We start from the raw sequence: 15,207 nt of genomic DNA on the forward strand, positions 1-15,207 counted from the left end.
GCGTCAGGACGGCCGCAGATGGCGAGGCACGTCCATCGATTGATGCAGGATCCGGATCACAAATATCCTGTCCGGGTCCACCTCATAGAACACGAGGTGCCGGCCCGTGATCAGTTTACGCGCACCCTGCAGGAGATCGGAGCAGTCCGACCCCATTTGAGGATTGGCGATCAGCCCCTTCAGGGCACGCTCGATGTCGTCGAGATAGCGGTCCGCCTGCGCCGCGCCCCACTGTCGGTCTGTCTCGACCCAGATATCGACGAGATCGGATTTAGCCGCTTCAGAGAGATGGATGTCACGCATCAGAAGCGCCGGAGCGGCTCCGCGCCTCGCGCTTGATCGCATCCATATCGAGCGGACCAGCGTCGCCGGATTGCTTGCCCTCCATCAACGCAACGCGAAGCCGCGCCCGCTGACCTTCCTGTTCTTCCATCAGGCGCAAGGAGGCGCGGATCAACTCGCTGGTTGACCCGTAGCGCCCTTCCTTCAACATCAGGGCAATGAATTCGTCCCAATGGGGGCCCAGTGTGACGCTTGTGCTTGCCATGTTCACCTCCGAAATACGCATGAATAACATATATGAGTACTTCACGCATTTCAACTCGGAGGTGGGCTTGCGCCCAGTTCTTCGGCGGCGACGGCTCTGGATCTCGCCTGTAAAACGAGATGGTCTACAAACGCTCGTGCCTCGGACAGGCAGTCCAGCTCATAGTCGCCGAAGAAGCCCCAGCAGGCGTCGAGCTCCTCGCCGTCACGCTCGATGACATAGCCATAGACCCGCCCGCCAAGATAGGCGTCGTAGCTGACGATTTCAGCGCGCAGGATGTCGGCTGCCTTTTCCCGCAGTGCCTTGGTGACGCGCTTCACATCGAACTCCTTCCGAACCGCCTCAAGCAACACATAGACGTAACCGGCCTGGCCGGAATCCCACGGGCAGTGGAACCCGATGGTGTTCATCGCGAGGCCGGAATGGTCATAGAGAAACACCGGCAGAAGGATCGCCTTGCGCTCGGCGCGCTCGCGCAACTGGTCCATTGAGAGATCACACTGATCCGAGACACCCGCGAGATCGCGCAGAAACGACTCGGGGCTTGCGAAATGGTGGCTTTCGCCCAGCCGGTATCTCCGATGCCAGCAGATCAGCGTGCCGAGGTTCGACCACTCCCGTGGGCTTTCGGGATCGGGGTCATGGAAAATCTTGATGGTGTGGCCGTGATAGGCCTCCTCATAGACAGGGTCGTGCATGTCGATGTCCTTTCTTGGAACGAAATCGACTCGCCAGGCCGATTGGGCGCAGGCGAGTCGATCTGGTTGTGATGAGTTGGTTGGTGAGGTTGCCGCCCGTCGGATCAGGCGGCGGCGCGGTTCTGGCGGTGCTGAACGTGTTCGACCGAGACCTTCAGCAGCCATTCCTCGAAGCCGAGAATGGTCTGGTGATTTGCCACCGCGTGGCTCCAGACCGCGCGCGGATCGCTGCCGATCTGCGTCGGGTCGTTGTCGATCCGGCCGTTGGCCATCCACGGTTCCGGTTGGATGCGTCCAAGCCAGTCGGCCAGCGACGGGATGCGCCCTTGGCAGTCTTCGCGCACATGTTGTTCGCCGATCCAGCGGATCGGCACGACCCGGCCCGCGCTGTTGGTCAGGCTTCGCCCAAACAAACGCTCAGCTTCGAAGATCCCGAGCGTGTGGTGCCGATGTGCTCGGTGGGTGAAAAGTGCGAGGTGTTCCTTAGATGAGTCGAACCAATCGTGCACATATTGGTAATCATCTGGAACACCTCCGAACTTTCGGGCCGAGCTTTCGGCGTGGTGGAGGGGATGTGCCATATCAAAGCCCCTCATGTTCGGTGGTATTGGTCGCGATGTAGCGGTTCGAATGACTGACATCGATGTTGTCAGTCGCGAGCACCCAGGTCAGTTCGCCATAGCCACCTTCGTTGTTCTCGAACCCGGGGCTGAGCGCATAGGCGAAGTCCCAGCCGAAATCTTCGACCCGGCGGCGCAACTCTTCTGAGAGAGAGATCGTGTCTGGCGTCACGACGACATCTTCGATATTGCCGGAATCGCCGTAGCCTTCGTATTGCACCTCGATCTTCGTCACGCCGACGGCACGCAGTTCGGAGAGAAGGGCCACGCGGGTCACAACCCTCTGTTCGGCGGCGCGTTGCTGGGCTTCCAGCATCTGCGCGTAAAAATCATTCACTTGTGTCATGTCTTCGATCCTTTGGAATTGAGGGAAGGGGAGGGCGACCTTTGCATCAGATCGCCCAGGAGGTTTCCTGCGGGGGGCTTCAAGCCGCGGCGTCGCCGCGTTCGTCACCCGTCCGGTCAACCAGGTTGAAATACAGATTCTCAGTCGCGCGCTTGAACCCCGGCGGTTTGCGCGGGGCGAGGCAGCGCACTGAGGCACTGCAGCTCTCGCCATGCTCCATCGCGAACTGCGTCACTTGGTCGATCAGGTCGTCCATGCCCGCGGCCTGGATGCGCTTTTCCGGGTAATTCGCCATCATCTGGAACTGTGTGACGACGAAGGCGCCGTCGCGGTGCGCGGGATAGAGGGTGATCTGATAGTCGAGTGTCTTGGCCATCTCTGGTCTCCTGCGGCGGGCGGAACGCGACCATCGCGCCCCATGGAAACCCGCCAGCGCGAAAGGACCGCCCTTTGTGCAAGGGCGATCCGAGGTGATGTTGAAGAAGAGGGGCGTCAGTATTCTGACGGCAGAAGCAGGGTCAGGACGCGGCGGGTTTGCGCGGGATCGGATGGCTCGGGAGAGCCATATTGATAGTCGACGTCGTACAAATCGAGCTTGAACCAGGTCGTGGTCCCGTCGAAGTCGATGACCCCCATCTCGTGCCAACCATGGGGGTCACTGTCAGCGTTGAACGCGTCAAACGAAGCGACGCGGCGGGTGAGAGCGAGCTGGGCGTCCGGCCCTAGTGCTGCAACACCACGGGTCATGACAAACTGGCCCTGCGGCGCATCGGCGACGGGGGTGGTCCTGAGAATGGAGCGACGAAAGGCATCATTTTGCCCGGCGATCAATTCGGTTTCCTTGACGGGATCGATATCGAGTGTGGTGGTCATGAGAATTCTCCGGGACGGGCCAGCCGATCAGACACCGGCTGCGTGAAACCCGTCAGCGGGAAAGGGCCGCCCTCTGCGCGAGGACGGCCCAAGGCTTAGGTCATGATCGGATCGGTTTTCGCCGCGTCAGGCCGCATCCTCGCTCAGGAAGGCGGGCAAGGACGACGGTTCATTGCTCTCAGCGTCGCTCAGAGAATCTTCGGCGGACAGATCTCCCTCCTCGGTCTCCGGCGCAGCGCCTGCCGTGTCGGCACCAGCCTCCGTCGCACCGGCAAACACCATCCCGTCGGGCAGCCACCGCGTCGTCTTTGCAACCGTCGCGGCGTCGAAACCTTCCGTCTCGCTCGCCGCTTCTGCGAACGCCCGCTCCATCGCGGCCGCGATATCGCCCTTGCGTTCGCGATTGCGATCCTCGGCGTAGTCGTCACCGATCAGCTTGCGCGCCGTGGCCACCGCATGCCCCTTGTTGACCCGACCCCAGTAGTTTTGGGCAGTCGGGCGCCAGCAGGCAGCCACATCAACATCGAGCCGCGCGCCGATCTCCTCGATGATCGGGGAAGGACGATTGTCGGAGGAAAGCTGGGGTTTGACCGCGAGACCCGTCGCCCAGGCGAAAAGCGCCTGCTTGTCCGCAATGGGCAACGCCGACATCGTCCGGAAGTCCTCGGGTTTCTGAAGCTTCATCCAGTCCGTGGCGAGGTCTTGTTCCAGCGCCTCGAGCATTTTTTGGGCGACGGTGTCCGCGTGCAGCACTTCGCGGTCTTGCGCCTGGAAGGGCCGGATCGAGATGTCGAGTGCCTCGTTGCCGTAGGACCGCCCCAAAGCCTGTTCGCAGAGCGCGTAGAGCATCGCATCGAAGGCCACCTCGAAATCAGCCGCCAGATGCGCCCTGAGGATGTGCTGGCGCGTGGCACGCAGATCATCCGCCAGGCTCGCCGAAATGCCGTCCGCCTTGCGCAACGTGGCCGCGGGGTCAGAGGTCGGCACTGGCGTGGAGGACGTCGGCGGCGTCACATGTGGGCGGGCGGGGGAGGAGGCATCACCCGCATCAGCACTATCTTCGTCCGGCATGGCCGCAGCAGGGATATCTTCTGGCCGCACCAGGCCTTTCTCGACACGTAGCGCACCGTCATGACCGATGGTCAGAACCACGCCCGCAATGGCGCGATCTGCGTCCGCGAAAGGTTGCCGCTCGCGCTGCAGGGCTTCGATCTCGCGCAAACGCGGCTCGATGGCGTAGTATTCTTCGGTCTCGGCGTCGGTCCAATCCTCGCCGTCATTCTGCGCCGCCAATTCCTCTTCGCGGGCGATGAGATGCTCTTCCTCGGCGAGCAGATCGGGATCGGGTTCGATATCCTGCGGATAGACACGCCCGAAACTGCGAAACGCCCCGTAATCCACAGAGAGATGCACCTCGACCCATTTCCATGTCCCTTCAAAGGGTTTGGCCGCGGCCTGCAGCTTCTCGATGGCGAGACGCTCGAGGAGCTCAGGGTTTTCCATATGGGCGCTGGCGCGATCGTCGAAGAGGTCGCGCAGCAGAACGCCTCCCGCCGCCTCATAGGCTTCGATGCCGACGAAACGCCCCAAGGCCGAGTTCGCAGAATGCGCGGTCTCGGTCAGTTGGCGTTTGATGCTTTGCGGGTGGATGTGATAGCCGCCCTTCACCGCGTTCCAGACCGCCAGTTGCCGATCGTGGTCGTCGGTCAGCGTAAACGCCATCACGCATTCGAGGGTCAGATCCCCCGCGCGAAATCGCTCGATGATTTCGGGCGCGACACGGGCGAGTTTCAGCCGACGGCGTACCAGGTCGACGGAGACACCGAATTTCAGCGCAATTTCGTCCTCGCTGCGCCCTTCGCCAATCATCTTGTCGAAAGCTTCGAACTGGTCCGCCGGATGCATGGCTGCGCGCTGAAGGTTTTCTGTGGCGGAGGTGAGGATGGCGTTGCGTTCGTCCTCGACGAGGCAGGGCACCGGGTGGTCTGCGGGGATCACACCGTCCTCGGCCAGCTGTTTCAGCGATTTGAGGCGACGGCCACCGGCGTCAACAGCAAAACGTGTCTCTGACAGCGCATGAACCACTAGGTTCTGTTTGATGCCTGTCTCGCGGATGCTGGCGAGGAGTTCGGCGTCGTCGCTAGCGCTCGCGGCGACTTTGCGGACGTTGAGTTGGCTCGGCTCCAGCTGGTCGAGCGGGATCATCCGGATGTCGGCGGCGCCGTCAGGCGCAGCCGATCCGGCGGTTTCGGTTTTCTTTGAGGTGGCGGGTTTCGAACGCGTCGTGGTTTTGGTCTTGGCCATGGTCAGGATCCTTGTCGCGCCGGACCCGGAAGAGGCTCTCTCTTTCCTTTCAAGCCCGGCACACGGGCTTCCCTTTCTCTGGCTCTTTGCAATTGCGAAACACGTCAGCAATCGACCGTTTGTAAATGAATGCAAGGGCGCGCTCTGTGGCGCTGTTCATCAGAAAGCCCTTGGTTTCCATACGCAGAGCGCGATCAGGGAGGTCTCGCGGACCATCGCGCGCGCGTGCTATGTAAGGTGTACAAACGCACTCTGATAAAACCCTTGGGTAAAGCTCAAAATAGCTGTATTTTGCGCATATGAGGCCTGGAACCCCCGCATTGTATGATGAATCCGACGCGCTCGGCATTTATGCTGAGGAGGTCGAACAGGCGTCTGAGGACGACCTGTGGTTTCTGCCCGGTCCGATGGACGACGAGCCGGACTATTTGCCGCCGGGACCACGGGCCGAACCGCGTGAAACCGAGGTCCTCGACGAATGGCGGAAGGCAGAGGGCGGGCAGGCCGCGCGTCTTGCCCGTGTGGCCGGTCGCGTCGGCGCGCTGGACGACCGGTTGAAGCGCGGACCGGAAGGATGGCGGCATCGGCTTGCGCTGATGGAGGCCGCAGATTTGAGCTGGCACACCGGTGACCGCATCAGCCAAGACCGGCTGGCGCTCTGGATCTCGCTGCGCCTGTCCGGTGTCCAGGACGACACGGCGGCGCTGGCGCGAGTCGGATGGGCGATTCGGCGACTGACGGGTGGACCGGGACCGGAGCAGGACCTTTCCGCCTTCCTCGACCGTCGCGACCCCGAGAACATCAGTGATGAGACCGAGCCGTTCGTGGATCGCGCGAGCGGTTGGCTGGATCTGATGGGGCAGGCCACGGACCTGCACCCGATCACTCGCGCTTGCGCGGGCTTTCACCTCTGGCGCCTCGCGGGGCTCGGGCAGCACGACGACCGTATGGAAGCGGCTGTCGCAGCTGCGCGGATCGCGGCCAGCGATGGAAGAGGCGCAGTCTTCACGCCTCTGGCCATGGGCGGGGCAGGGGGACTACGAGCCGGTGGTTCACCGTTCGAACGTCTGGAACGCTGGCTATACGGGATGGAAGCCGCGTGCCTGACCGCGGTGCGGCACCTTGACGATATCGAGGCATGGTCGGCGCGGGCGGAAGCCGAAATGACATTGCTCTCGGGCAGGACGCCGCCGGCCTTGCGCGCAGTGCTGACCGAATGGCCGCTCGTCTCTGCGCCAATGGCCCAGGCCCTGACGAGTGCCAGTCGCGCCGCTGTTCAGCGCAACCTTGCATGGATGCAAGAGCGGGGTCTGATCCGCGAGGTGACAGGACAGGGGCGGTTCAGGATGTGGAAGGCGACAAACTGAAGGTTAGCGTGGGTCTCACCCGCTCACTCGACAGCAGCGATAACCGCGAGCACGCGGCAGGGCGCGCAGAAACTCACCAACACTTAATGCATTTGTTGCACTTATTTCATATATGGTGGTAGAGAACAGAAACCGGAGAGGAGACCACCATGAACATGCTGGCACACCGACATCTTCCGCCCACGCCGCAGGACGCAGCGATTGCGCGCGTCTCTGGCCAGGCATTGTCACGCTTCGCCCAGGCGCGCGCGCCGTTGAAACTTCGTGTGACGGACTCCGAGCAGATGGAGCCGATCGAGCTTCCTGCGGGCGCCGTATCGCTGCTCATGGAGATCCTCGAGGCGATGGCAGCGGGGCGGGGGGTCACCATCATCCCCGAGAACGCCGAACTCTCGACCGTACAGGCCGCTGAGGTTCTGAACGTCTCGCGTCCGTTCCTGATCAAGCTGCTCGAGGATGGTGCCATACCGCATCGGAAGGTCGGCAAGCATCGCCGCGTCCGCATGGAAGACGTGATGTCCTACAAGGCCGCGATCGATACCGAGCGTGAAGCTGCGCTCGATCAACTGGCCGCCGACGCTCAAGAGCAGGACATGGGCTACCGCTCGAAATGAGCCAGTACACGGTCCTGTTCGATGCGAACGTCCTTTATCCCGCGCCGATGCGCGATGCACTGATGCAGTTGGCGGTCACAGACCTTTTCAAGGCCAAGTGGACGGCCGATATCCATCGGGAGTGGATTGATGCGCTTCTGCGCAATGAACCTCATCGGGAGCGCGCCGCGCTGGAACGAACTCGCGACTTGATGGACAGGGCCACACGCGACTGTCTGGTCACCGGCTACGAGGCATTGGTGCCGGCCCTAACACTGCCGGACCCTGACGATCGGCACGTTCTGGCGGCGGCAATCGTTGGGCGCTGTGACGCGATCGTCACGCAGAACCTGAAGGACTTCCCACCAGCGGCACTTGCGCCCTTTGGCATCGAGACCCAACACCCTGACGACTTTTTCCGGAACCAACTGTCTCTCGCGCCCGGTCTGGTCTGTTCCGCGCTGCGGAAAGTTCGCGCGCGCCTCAAGAATCCGCTCAAAAGCGTCGACGAGTATCTCGCGATCCTGACACAGCAGGGGTTGGTCGCCACGGCATTGCCAACTTATTTGCACCCGGCTGAATGCGGCCTGCTCCGCGCCCGTCATGCGGTCATCTCGAGTGCGTAGCCGTTCCAAAGATCAAAGGCATCGGATCGGGCGTGGCGGTACGATGTGGCGGTAAGACGATAGCGGCGGGGACGGAAGAACATGTTGATCTGGTCATGTGCGTCCAGAAATCTCTGAGCCTGTCCGGGTGACTTGAACCGCCCCATGAGTTTCTCTCGCTTGCGGGTTGGCCGATGGGATCCTTCGATCCGGTTGTTCAAGCCCTTGTGCGCCCGATGATCAGCATTCGCCACGAGGTTGCGGATCGGCCTGATGTAACTGCGCAGCTTGTCGGTGATCACGACCCGCGGCGCGCCAAACCGGTCGATCAGCCGCTTCAAGAACCGGCTGGCGGCCTTTGCATTACGTTGCTTTTGCACGAGAATGTCGAGCACATTCCCATTCGCGTCGACTGCCCGCCAAAGCCAGAACTTCACGCCATTGATCGGAACAACGACTTCATCCAAGTGCCATTTGTCACTGGCGCCCGGCCTGTCGCGCTTGATGCAATCGGCGAAATGGCGGCCAAACCGGTTCACCCAGTTCCGGACGGTTTCCCGGCTGACCATCACGCCGCGTTCGGCCAGCAGATCCTCGACATCTGCCGTGCTCAGCGCAAACCGATGGTAAGCCCAGACGGCATAGGAGATGATCTCGCGGGGAAAACGAAAGCCCTTCAGGCGTCGAATTGTCGGCACGGTTTTCATGATGACCGCCTATCCCGACGGAACCCCGTGATCAACTTGGCAATGCCGCGGTGTCTGGTTGGCCAGGGACGAGTGTGGTCTGACCGTATTGTAGTCGTAGCGCCAGAGGGCCAGCTTACGCCGCGCATCTTCCAGGGTGTCGAATATTTCCTCGTTCAGCAGCTCGTCCCTGAGGCTGCCGTTAAAGCTTTCGATGAACGCATTCTGCTGCGGCTTGCCCGGATCGATGTAATGCCACGGCACCTCGTTCTGATCTGCCCACTTCAGCATGGCCCGACTGGTGAACTCCGTCCCATTGTCACTGACAATGCAGCCGGGCTTACCGTAGATCCGGATCAGAGCGCTGAGCTCCCGGGCGCCCCGTGCGCCGGACAGGCTCGTGTCTGCTACATGGCACAAACACTCGCGCGTGCAGTCGTCGATCACCGCCAGAATCCGGAACTTCCGCGAGGTGCCGAAGCTGTCGGACACGAAGTCCAGGGACCACCGCGCATTGGGTTGTCCCGCGATCGGCATCGGCGTCCTCGTCCCACGTGCGCGCTTGCGACCGCGCCGCCTTTTCACGGACAGCCCTTCCTCGCGGTAGATGCGATACAGCTCTTGTGGTTCATGGTCATGCCCTTGCGCTCCAGCAGCAAGCCGATCCGGCGGTAACCGAACCTGCGCCGCTTACCGGCGATCTCCTGCATCTCCTTGCGTATCTCGGCATAGTCCGGCGGGCGTTCACGCCGAACTGTTTTGGGATCGACACCGACCAGCCGACACGCCCGGCGCTGCGAGATCTCATGATCCCGCATCACCCGGAGCGCTGCCTCTCACCGCTTGATCAATGTCGTCAGTTCTTTCCCAAAAGATCTTTCAACACGACATTATCCAGCATGGTGTCCGCCAGCAGGCGTTTGAGCTTGGCGTTCTCATCCTCAAGCGCTTTCAGCCTTGCAGCCTCGGACACTTCCATCCCGCCATACTTGGCCTTCAGTTTGTAGAACGTAGCGGTGCTCAGGCCATGCCTGCGGCATACCTCGACCGTCGGCATTCCGGCCTCCTGCTCTTTGATCATCCCAATGATTTGCGCCTCGGTGAAACGGCTCTTTCGCATGTGTCTGCTCCTTCAGAGTTGGCGCAGACTCTACATCACGGTGAGGGATTTCGCGGGGGGCAGGTCATGTCGAATATCTCCTCATTCAGAAGTTCGTCACGCAGGCTGCCGCTGAATGACTTGATGAACGCATTCTGTCGTGGCTTGCCGGGGTCAATGTAGTGCAGGGAATGGCATTGTGGTCGGCCCATCTCAGGATGGCCCGGCTGGTGAACTCCGTTCCGTAACACCTTCGGAACAGCGCTGATTGAAGGCTATGATTGCCTGCGGAGCCCACAGATTGCGCAGTAGGCGATCATAGCCGGGTTTCAGGTCCCTACAGTGGTTTTGCACAAACTACACCGCAAGGCAGACCGACCATGGCCGGTAACAGTATTGCACAGGCCGAGCCCGTTTTGGCGGTGATTGATATTGCCATGCCCCGCCACGAAGTTTTGACAACTATTCCCGGCAGGAAGCGACACCAATCCTCAAAATACCTCGCCAGGGTACTAGTGAGACATAAAAACCGGAACTTTACTGGTCCTCGTTACCTCATGCGTGACACCACCAAAAAGGTCTTGAGAGAACTTGCTATGTTCGTACGCCCCCATCACGATTAACTTTGCGCCCAGTTCTCTGGCCGTCTCTTGAATAACCTCGGCGATACCGCCCTTGCTTTTTGGACGGGTAACATGCTCTGCGTCGACATTATGACGCTTCAGATGCGTCAAGATATCCGCCCCCTCCGGCATTTTCGGAAAGCTAGACCCAACACTTAGTATTGTCACCCGACGCCGCTTTTCCTCGAGGATCGTCATTGCATCGTTGAGCGCCCGGGCCGCAGAACGCTTTCCGTCCCATGCGACAAGTGCATGCGATGCAAGCTGATCCGTAGAATATCCATTCGGAACCACAAGAACGGGTCGGCCGCTCTGCAATGACATCATATCCGGGCTGACGGCCCGAAACTCATCTGTTGGCAGGTTGGAATGATAGCCGGTAACGACAAAATCGAAATTTCGCGCCAGCTCTGGCAAGTTCATTTTGCCAATCTCATTCGGCATAATAAAGCGGGACCGCTCTGCAAGGCCTGCCTCGGCAGCCGCCTGTTGGAACAGATCACGTGCTGCTGCAATTTTCTCGTTTCTTGCACTGCCAAGCTTGTCGAGAAGATCTTCTGTCAAACCAAGAACATGCTCGAAATACGAGGATGCGTTCCCATAGACACAAGTCAGCCATGCATCGTGCTTTGCGGCGATTTTTGCCGCGTGCTTAACGCTGCTTGGGAAGCCTGCGCTACCGGAATGTGCAATAAGGATGTTCTTGATGCTCATTTTATCCTCACAATTCGAACTTCATAGGCAAACTAGCAATCACAATCTTAGAAGTCTATGATTTTATGAGGAACAGTACACGCCCTGCATCCCGACAAAGAAAAGACTGGGCAAGCAAGCTGCCCAGTCCCCTGGTGATACAAGCCCTACATTCCGCTTCATGAGGAGTGCAGGATGCTTGATCACCCTTTCTTGTTCGCTTCAATCTCGTCGAGGAACGGAATGTCTGACCTGAGACCCGTTTCCTCCTCCGTTTTGAGGTAGAATCCGTCCCAACGAAGGAGACGGAAGAATGAAGCGATCACGGTTCAACGAAGAACAGATCATCGCGATCCTGAAGAAGCAGGAGAGCGACATTTCGAAGGCGGTTGTGTGCCGAGAGCATGGGATCAGTTCATGATCAGCCCCACCTGCGTGGTCCGGTTTGATTGTTAGTGCATGACCGGTCTCGGGTCCATCAGAGCGATGGTTTCCGGGGCGGGTGGGCGATATCAAGGCACTATGTGGTCGTTTGGTATTGTAGTGTTTCCTCCATTGCTCGATCAGGATTTCCGCTTCCCGAAAGCCGTAGAAGACTTCTCCCGTGAGCAGTTCATCGCGGAACCTGGCATTGAAGCTTTCGCAGTAGCCGTTCTCCCAAGGTGACCCGGGCGCGATGTAGGCAGTCTTGGCGTCGGCGGCCCTGATCCAATCCTGAACGGCCTGAGCCACGAACCCCGGGCCGTTGTCAGACCGGATGTAAGACGGCACACCCCGCATGATGAACAGGTCGCTCAAGGCATCGATCACGTCATCCGAGTTCAGCTTGCGCTTCACCTTGATCGCTAGGCATTCCCGGCTATGCTCGTCCAGGATGTTGAGCGTCCGGCAGTGGACAAAGTCATAGCTCCAGACGTGGTTGCGATACTCAGGGCGCAGCCGGACACGGGATCCGTCATTCAGCCAGAGCCGTCCCTTCTTCGGTTGCTTCATTGGCACCTACAGCCCCTCTCGCCGCCATACGCGCTCGACCCGCTTGTCGTTCGCCTCCCAGCCCGCATGTCTCAGAAAAGCGGCGATCCGACGATAGCCGTAGCGGCCATACTGCCGCGCCAGTTCGATCATGTCCGCGACCAGACGCTCCTCATCGGCACGGCCATGCGGCACTTTCCTCTGTGTGGATCGGTGCTGCCCCAGGACACGGCAGGCGCGTCTCTCTGACAGATGGAACCGGGTGCGGACGTGATCGATGCAGGCACGGCAGCGAGCGGGGCTCAGAAGTTTTCCTTTGGCGCCTCCGCCAGGATCAGCTTGTCCAACGTCAGATCCGAGACGGGTTTTCTCAACCGTTCGTTCTCTTTCTGGAGGCGCTTCAGTTCCCTGAGCCGGTCGGTTCCCATACCCCCGTACTGCTTGCGCCAGCGATAATAAGTCTGCTCTGTAATGCGAACCTTGCGGATCGCATCCACCCGGGACATGCCTTGCCCGACAAGCACTTCAACCTGCCGCAGCTTCGTGACATTCTCTTCCGGCTTGTGTCTCTTCGTAGCCATTCTGATCCTCCATTTTCCTAAACATAACGGCGGACCACTTCAGTGTGCGAGGATCAATGCAGGCGGCCCGCCTTGCAACAAATCAAGCATCCCAGGGATTTGACGAAGACGAACTTACCGTCTTCTTTGCGGCGATGGACAAGCTGATCAGCAACCTTTCACATAGCTGACCGTCCCTCGGCGTTCACTCAAGCGTCGGAGCAATCGCAAGGATGATGACCCCCGTCGCAGCCAGAGCAGCCGCAATGTAGAACCTGGGGCCAGGCCGTCTTTCGGTTTTGAAGATATGCCCAGCAAGCCAGGCTGCAAAGAACATCTCGATAGATGACATGATGGCAACGACGGTCACACTGGTGAACATCAACGAGAAAAACAGTGCGACTTGTCCGATTGTCATCGCACCACCAGCCAGCAATTGCCACCCGCTTGGCTTATGCAACCTCCATGAAAGCCCTACCCGGCCACGCAATCGAAAAAGCCCCCACCCAACGAACCATACCAATCCCGTCAACGCACCAATGAACACCCCGGCCAGCGGATCAGGCAAGGTCTGCATCGCGAGTTTGCGCGCTACGAAGGAGCCACCATAACCCGCAGCAGAGCCAAGCGCCAAAACCCGACCCTTGGTCCTGTCCTGTGGCGAAGGTTCCGTAGAGACCAGGGTCGATACCGCCTTGGCGGACTTGCGAGTCATCATGATCAACACGCCACCTGTCACCAGAATAAACGCAATCACAATAGAAGTCGTAATCACCTCTCCAAGCAGGAGAAATGCGAAAATCGCTGCAAAAACAGGAATCAGACGCCGGATGAAGCCTGTCTCGATCGCGCCAGCCAGCTCCACCGACCGAAACAACGTCAGGCGGCCAACCACATTCCCCAGAACACCCGCCAGCACAAAATAGGCCACCCCGATCAGTACGGGCTGGCTAACAGAAGGCAGCTCTGGCCCCCAAACCAGCCAAAGGGCACCGGAAACGAAACCTGTCATCAACACTGACAGCAGAACATCATTCCCGCGCCCTTGGGCGGATTGAGAGCTTTTGGCAATTGCGACCGAGCTAAGCGCATAACAAAACGCACCAAACGCGGCCATCAGACCACCAAAGCCAGCAGTCATTGGTCTAATCGGGCAACAAGAGCGGCGCTATTCATCCGCGACAAGCTGATCCAGGAAGCGTTCTGCCGACATGATTTCACGCATGGGCAGCTTTTCCTGCTGCTGCATAAGCTCTGTCGTGTATGTCAGCCCCTTGCCATCCCAGAACCACCAGTAAATGATCTCGCCCTTCTTATCCCGAATGGGCATTCTGAAAATTGGGAACTCCCTTTCAGCACGGGGAATTTCAACCGTACCCACCCGGGCGTGTTTCAGCCCGAGCTTTTTCAGAACACCACTCAAAGGCACCATCGCGATGGGCGAGGCCTCGCGTGCCAGAACGGTTACAGCTTCGGGCCGTTTCTGGAATGGGCCTTTCAAGAACTTCACGACCGGGGGATAGCTGGGATGCGTATGCGTAAGCTGCACATAAGCCAAACCAGCAGATGTTTCGATCTCAACAATGTCGCCAGGTTGATAATCTTCCATTCTCGGCATTCCTCTTACAGGCTATAGGCTTCCAGGGTCGACGGATGGAACAGCTCTTCGATCTCCACACGGCGCGGCGACAAGCCCTGGCTTACGTGGTAGTCCAAAAACTTGTTGAGCACATGCGCATTTCCACTGACGCCATAGCTCCAAGGGTCATCCCCCATCAGCGCGTGGACACGGTTGAGATTGTCCTCCACGAAGGGCATCGTCACCTTGGTGGCAGATGTGTCCGAAAGGGCCTCTTCGGCCAACCGTTTTGACTGCGTAAATGCCTTGAGCAATGCCGCGGGCAAGAACGGGTATTCTTCTGCCAGGCTCCGGCGTACGCCCAGTACGTGCATGATCGGGAAGATTTTGGTTTTCTCGAAGTAATATTCCGCCGCTGTAATGCTGTCTGCGAACAGTCGCCCAACATGCGGATGACGTTCAGCAAAGCAACGCGGCCAGCGCGGCCCGATAAAGCCATCAATTTCACCCGCTTCAAGCATGCTGTTCAGCGTGCTACCTTCTGGGGCTTCCTCCATACGAATGTCATCGGGCAACTGAACCTTGATTTTTTCAGGCCGGCCGGGTGTGTCCATGCCGCCGCGCACCCAGATGATATCCGAGGGCTTAACGCCATATTCCTCTTCCAGGATACCACGCACCCAAACGTTAGCTGAAAGCTGATATTCGGCGATACCGATACGTTTGCCCTTCAGGTCTTCTGGTTTGTTAATCCCTTTGTCCGTGCGGATATAGACAGAGGTGTGACGGAACGCACGGCTCAGGAAGACCGGGATTGCCACATAATGCGGATTCCCTCGGGCAACCGAAATCGAATAGGACGACAGCGAGATCTCGCTGATATCGAAAGCCTCGTGGCGGAACGCGCGAAAGAACATTTCTTCCGGCGACAACAGCATCGGAACCGGGTCTACTCCGTCGATCTGAACACGCCCATCCACGATTGCCCGTGTGCGGTCATAGTTACCCATTGCAAGGGAAAGTTTGAGATTGCTCATCCTGT

The 15,207-nt window shown here is 59.3% G+C and carries 16 protein-coding genes and 4 pseudogenes; 4 read left to right on the forward strand and 16 right to left on the reverse strand.

All coding sequences use genetic code 11. From position 1 onward, the window contains the following. Positions 1-3 precede the first annotated feature (3 nt). The 8 genes from C4S59_RS18620 to C4S59_RS18655 all read right to left on the reverse strand — a co-directional run bounded on the left by C4S59_RS18620 (position 4) and on the right by C4S59_RS18655 (position 5,388). Positions 4-303, reverse strand: a complete 300-nt coding sequence (locus tag C4S59_RS18620) for a type II toxin-antitoxin system RelE/ParE family toxin (protein WP_103911893.1) — start codon at positions 301-303, stop codon at positions 4-6. After that, a complete protein-coding gene (locus C4S59_RS18625) occupies positions 296-547 on the reverse strand; it encodes a type II toxin-antitoxin system ParD family antitoxin (RefSeq protein WP_036784147.1) in 252 nt (83 codons plus the stop codon). Before C4S59_RS18625 ends, C4S59_RS18620 begins: the two co-directional genes overlap by 8 nt. Before the next feature lie 50 nt (positions 548-597). Next, a complete protein-coding gene (locus C4S59_RS18630; RefSeq protein ID WP_093455097.1) occupies positions 598-1,245 on the reverse strand; it encodes a hypothetical protein in 648 nt (215 codons plus the stop codon). A gap of 104 nt (positions 1,246-1,349) precedes the next feature. After that, on the reverse strand, positions 1,350-1,826 hold the full coding sequence (locus C4S59_RS18635) for a DUF6915 family protein (RefSeq protein WP_093455098.1): 477 nt from the start codon (positions 1,824-1,826) through the stop codon (positions 1,350-1,352). Between the two features lies 1 nt (position 1,827). Continuing rightward, positions 1,828-2,211 (reverse strand): DUF6878 family protein, encoded by a 384-nt coding sequence (locus C4S59_RS18640; RefSeq protein ID WP_103911894.1) that lies wholly within the window; start codon positions 2,209-2,211, stop codon positions 1,828-1,830. A 79-nt stretch (positions 2,212-2,290) separates the two neighbouring features. Further along, complete coding sequence (locus C4S59_RS18645; RefSeq protein WP_093455100.1) at positions 2,291-2,587, reverse strand: hypothetical protein; 297 nt, start codon at positions 2,585-2,587, stop codon at positions 2,291-2,293. Positions 2,588-2,703: 116 nt separating this feature from the next. Then, the gene (locus C4S59_RS18650) at positions 2,704-3,084 is read right to left on the reverse strand and encodes a DUF3768 domain-containing protein (protein WP_093455101.1); all 381 of its coding nucleotides are present in this window, start codon (positions 3,082-3,084) and stop codon (positions 2,704-2,706) included. Between the two features lie 126 nt (positions 3,085-3,210). Beyond that, entirely contained in the window at positions 3,211-5,388 is a 2,178-nt protein-coding gene (locus C4S59_RS18655) for a ParB/RepB/Spo0J family partition protein (protein ID WP_093455102.1), read from the reverse strand. A 299-nt stretch (positions 5,389-5,687) separates the two neighbouring features. Here C4S59_RS18655 and C4S59_RS18660 point away from each other — a divergent pair, with 299 nt between their 5' ends. From C4S59_RS18660 to C4S59_RS18670, 3 genes are all read left to right on the forward strand, one after another. After that, entirely contained in the window at positions 5,688-6,755 is a 1,068-nt protein-coding gene (locus C4S59_RS18660; RefSeq protein WP_007803223.1) for a helix-turn-helix domain-containing protein, read from the forward strand. Between the two features lie 149 nt (positions 6,756-6,904). After that, a complete protein-coding gene (locus C4S59_RS18665) occupies positions 6,905-7,369 on the forward strand; it encodes an excisionase family DNA-binding protein (protein ID WP_007803221.1) in 465 nt (154 codons plus the stop codon). Continuing rightward, positions 7,366-7,974 (forward strand): PIN domain-containing protein, encoded by a 609-nt coding sequence (locus C4S59_RS18670; RefSeq protein WP_234994834.1) that lies wholly within the window; start codon positions 7,366-7,368, stop codon positions 7,972-7,974. The genes C4S59_RS18665 and C4S59_RS18670 overlap by 4 nt, the downstream gene beginning before the upstream one ends. On the opposite strand, the gene C4S59_RS18675 is transcribed toward C4S59_RS18670, so the two are convergent. The 4 genes and pseudogenes from C4S59_RS18675 to C4S59_RS19840 all read right to left on the reverse strand — a co-directional run bounded on the left by C4S59_RS18675 (position 7,950) and on the right by C4S59_RS19840 (position 11,075). Continuing rightward, positions 7,950-8,660: an IS6 family transposase gene (locus C4S59_RS18675; RefSeq protein WP_008335478.1), complete on the reverse strand. Its 711-nt coding sequence runs from the start codon at positions 8,658-8,660 to the stop codon at positions 7,950-7,952. The genes C4S59_RS18670 and C4S59_RS18675 overlap by 25 nt on opposite strands. A 9-nt stretch (positions 8,661-8,669) precedes the next feature. Continuing rightward, a pseudogene (locus C4S59_RS18680) lies at positions 8,670-9,759 on the reverse strand (IS3 family transposase). 68 nt (positions 9,760-9,827) lie between these two features. Further along, a pseudogene (locus C4S59_RS18685) lies at positions 9,828-9,982 on the reverse strand (integrase core domain-containing protein); the annotation flags it as partial. A gap of 268 nt (positions 9,983-10,250) precedes the next feature. Then, a complete protein-coding gene (locus C4S59_RS19840; protein WP_234994835.1) occupies positions 10,251-11,075 on the reverse strand; it encodes a universal stress protein in 825 nt (274 codons plus the stop codon). Positions 11,076-11,367: 292 nt separating this feature from the next. On the opposite strand from C4S59_RS19840, the pseudogene C4S59_RS18695 reads away from it, so the two are divergent. After that, a pseudogene (locus tag C4S59_RS18695) lies at positions 11,368-11,469 on the forward strand (transposase); the annotation flags it as partial. Positions 11,470-11,506: 37 nt separating this feature from the next. Here the strand turns inward: C4S59_RS18695 and C4S59_RS18700 are convergent. The 4 genes and pseudogenes from C4S59_RS18700 to C4S59_RS18715 all read right to left on the reverse strand — a co-directional run bounded on the left by C4S59_RS18700 (position 11,507) and on the right by C4S59_RS18715 (position 15,202). Further along, a pseudogene (locus C4S59_RS18700) lies at positions 11,507-12,607 on the reverse strand (IS3 family transposase). A 184-nt stretch (positions 12,608-12,791) separates the two neighbouring features. Continuing rightward, a complete protein-coding gene (locus C4S59_RS18705) occupies positions 12,792-13,703 on the reverse strand; it encodes a DMT family transporter (protein WP_234994836.1) in 912 nt (303 codons plus the stop codon). Positions 13,704-13,754: 51 nt separating this feature from the next. Next, positions 13,755-14,195, reverse strand: a complete 441-nt coding sequence (locus C4S59_RS18710) for a hypothetical protein (protein WP_008335528.1) — start codon at positions 14,193-14,195, stop codon at positions 13,755-13,757. A gap of 14 nt (positions 14,196-14,209) precedes the next feature. After that, positions 14,210-15,202, reverse strand: a complete 993-nt coding sequence (locus tag C4S59_RS18715) for an ABC transporter substrate-binding protein (protein WP_027246167.1) — start codon at positions 15,200-15,202, stop codon at positions 14,210-14,212. Positions 15,203-15,207 lie beyond the last annotated feature (5 nt).

This window comes from Thalassococcus halodurans (assembly GCF_900108225.1).
Taxonomy (GTDB): Bacteria; Pseudomonadota; Alphaproteobacteria; order Rhodobacterales; family Rhodobacteraceae; genus Thalassococcus; species Thalassococcus halodurans.

Excerpts from the sequence above, each read along its gene's own strand:
- C4S59_RS18620 (WP_103911893.1), bottom strand. The coding sequence starts at position 303 with ATGCGTGACATCCATCTCTCTGAAGCGGCTAAATCCGATCTCGTCGAT.
- C4S59_RS18625 (WP_036784147.1), bottom strand. The coding sequence starts at position 547 with ATGGCAAGCACAAGCGTCACACTGGGCCCCCATTGGGACGAATTCATT.
- C4S59_RS18630 (WP_093455097.1), bottom strand. The coding sequence starts at position 1,245 with ATGCACGACCCTGTCTATGAGGAGGCCTATCACGGCCACACCATCAAG.
- C4S59_RS18635 (WP_093455098.1), bottom strand. The coding sequence starts at position 1,826 with ATGGCACATCCCCTCCACCACGCCGAAAGCTCGGCCCGAAAGTTCGGA.
- C4S59_RS18640 (WP_103911894.1), bottom strand. The coding sequence starts at position 2,211 with ATGACACAAGTGAATGATTTTTACGCGCAGATGCTGGAAGCCCAGCAA.
- C4S59_RS18645 (WP_093455100.1), bottom strand. The coding sequence starts at position 2,587 with ATGGCCAAGACACTCGACTATCAGATCACCCTCTATCCCGCGCACCGC.
- C4S59_RS18650 (WP_093455101.1), bottom strand. The coding sequence starts at position 3,084 with ATGACCACCACACTCGATATCGATCCCGTCAAGGAAACCGAATTGATC.
- C4S59_RS18655 (WP_093455102.1), bottom strand. The coding sequence starts at position 5,388 with ATGGCCAAGACCAAAACCACGACGCGTTCGAAACCCGCCACCTCAAAG.
- C4S59_RS18660 (WP_007803223.1), top strand. The coding sequence starts at position 5,688 with ATGAGGCCTGGAACCCCCGCATTGTATGATGAATCCGACGCGCTCGGC.
- C4S59_RS18665 (WP_007803221.1), top strand. The coding sequence starts at position 6,905 with ATGAACATGCTGGCACACCGACATCTTCCGCCCACGCCGCAGGACGCA.
- C4S59_RS18670 (WP_234994834.1), top strand. The coding sequence starts at position 7,366 with ATGAGCCAGTACACGGTCCTGTTCGATGCGAACGTCCTTTATCCCGCG.
- C4S59_RS18675 (WP_008335478.1), bottom strand. The coding sequence starts at position 8,660 with ATGAAAACCGTGCCGACAATTCGACGCCTGAAGGGCTTTCGTTTTCCC.
- C4S59_RS19840 (WP_234994835.1), bottom strand. The coding sequence starts at position 11,075 with ATGAGCATCAAGAACATCCTTATTGCACATTCCGGTAGCGCAGGCTTC.
- C4S59_RS18705 (WP_234994836.1), bottom strand. The coding sequence starts at position 13,703 with ATGGCCGCGTTTGGTGCGTTTTGTTATGCGCTTAGCTCGGTCGCAATT.
- C4S59_RS18710 (WP_008335528.1), bottom strand. The coding sequence starts at position 14,195 with ATGGAAGATTATCAACCTGGCGACATTGTTGAGATCGAAACATCTGCT.
- C4S59_RS18715 (WP_027246167.1), bottom strand. The coding sequence starts at position 15,202 with ATGAGCAATCTCAAACTTTCCCTTGCAATGGGTAACTATGACCGCACA.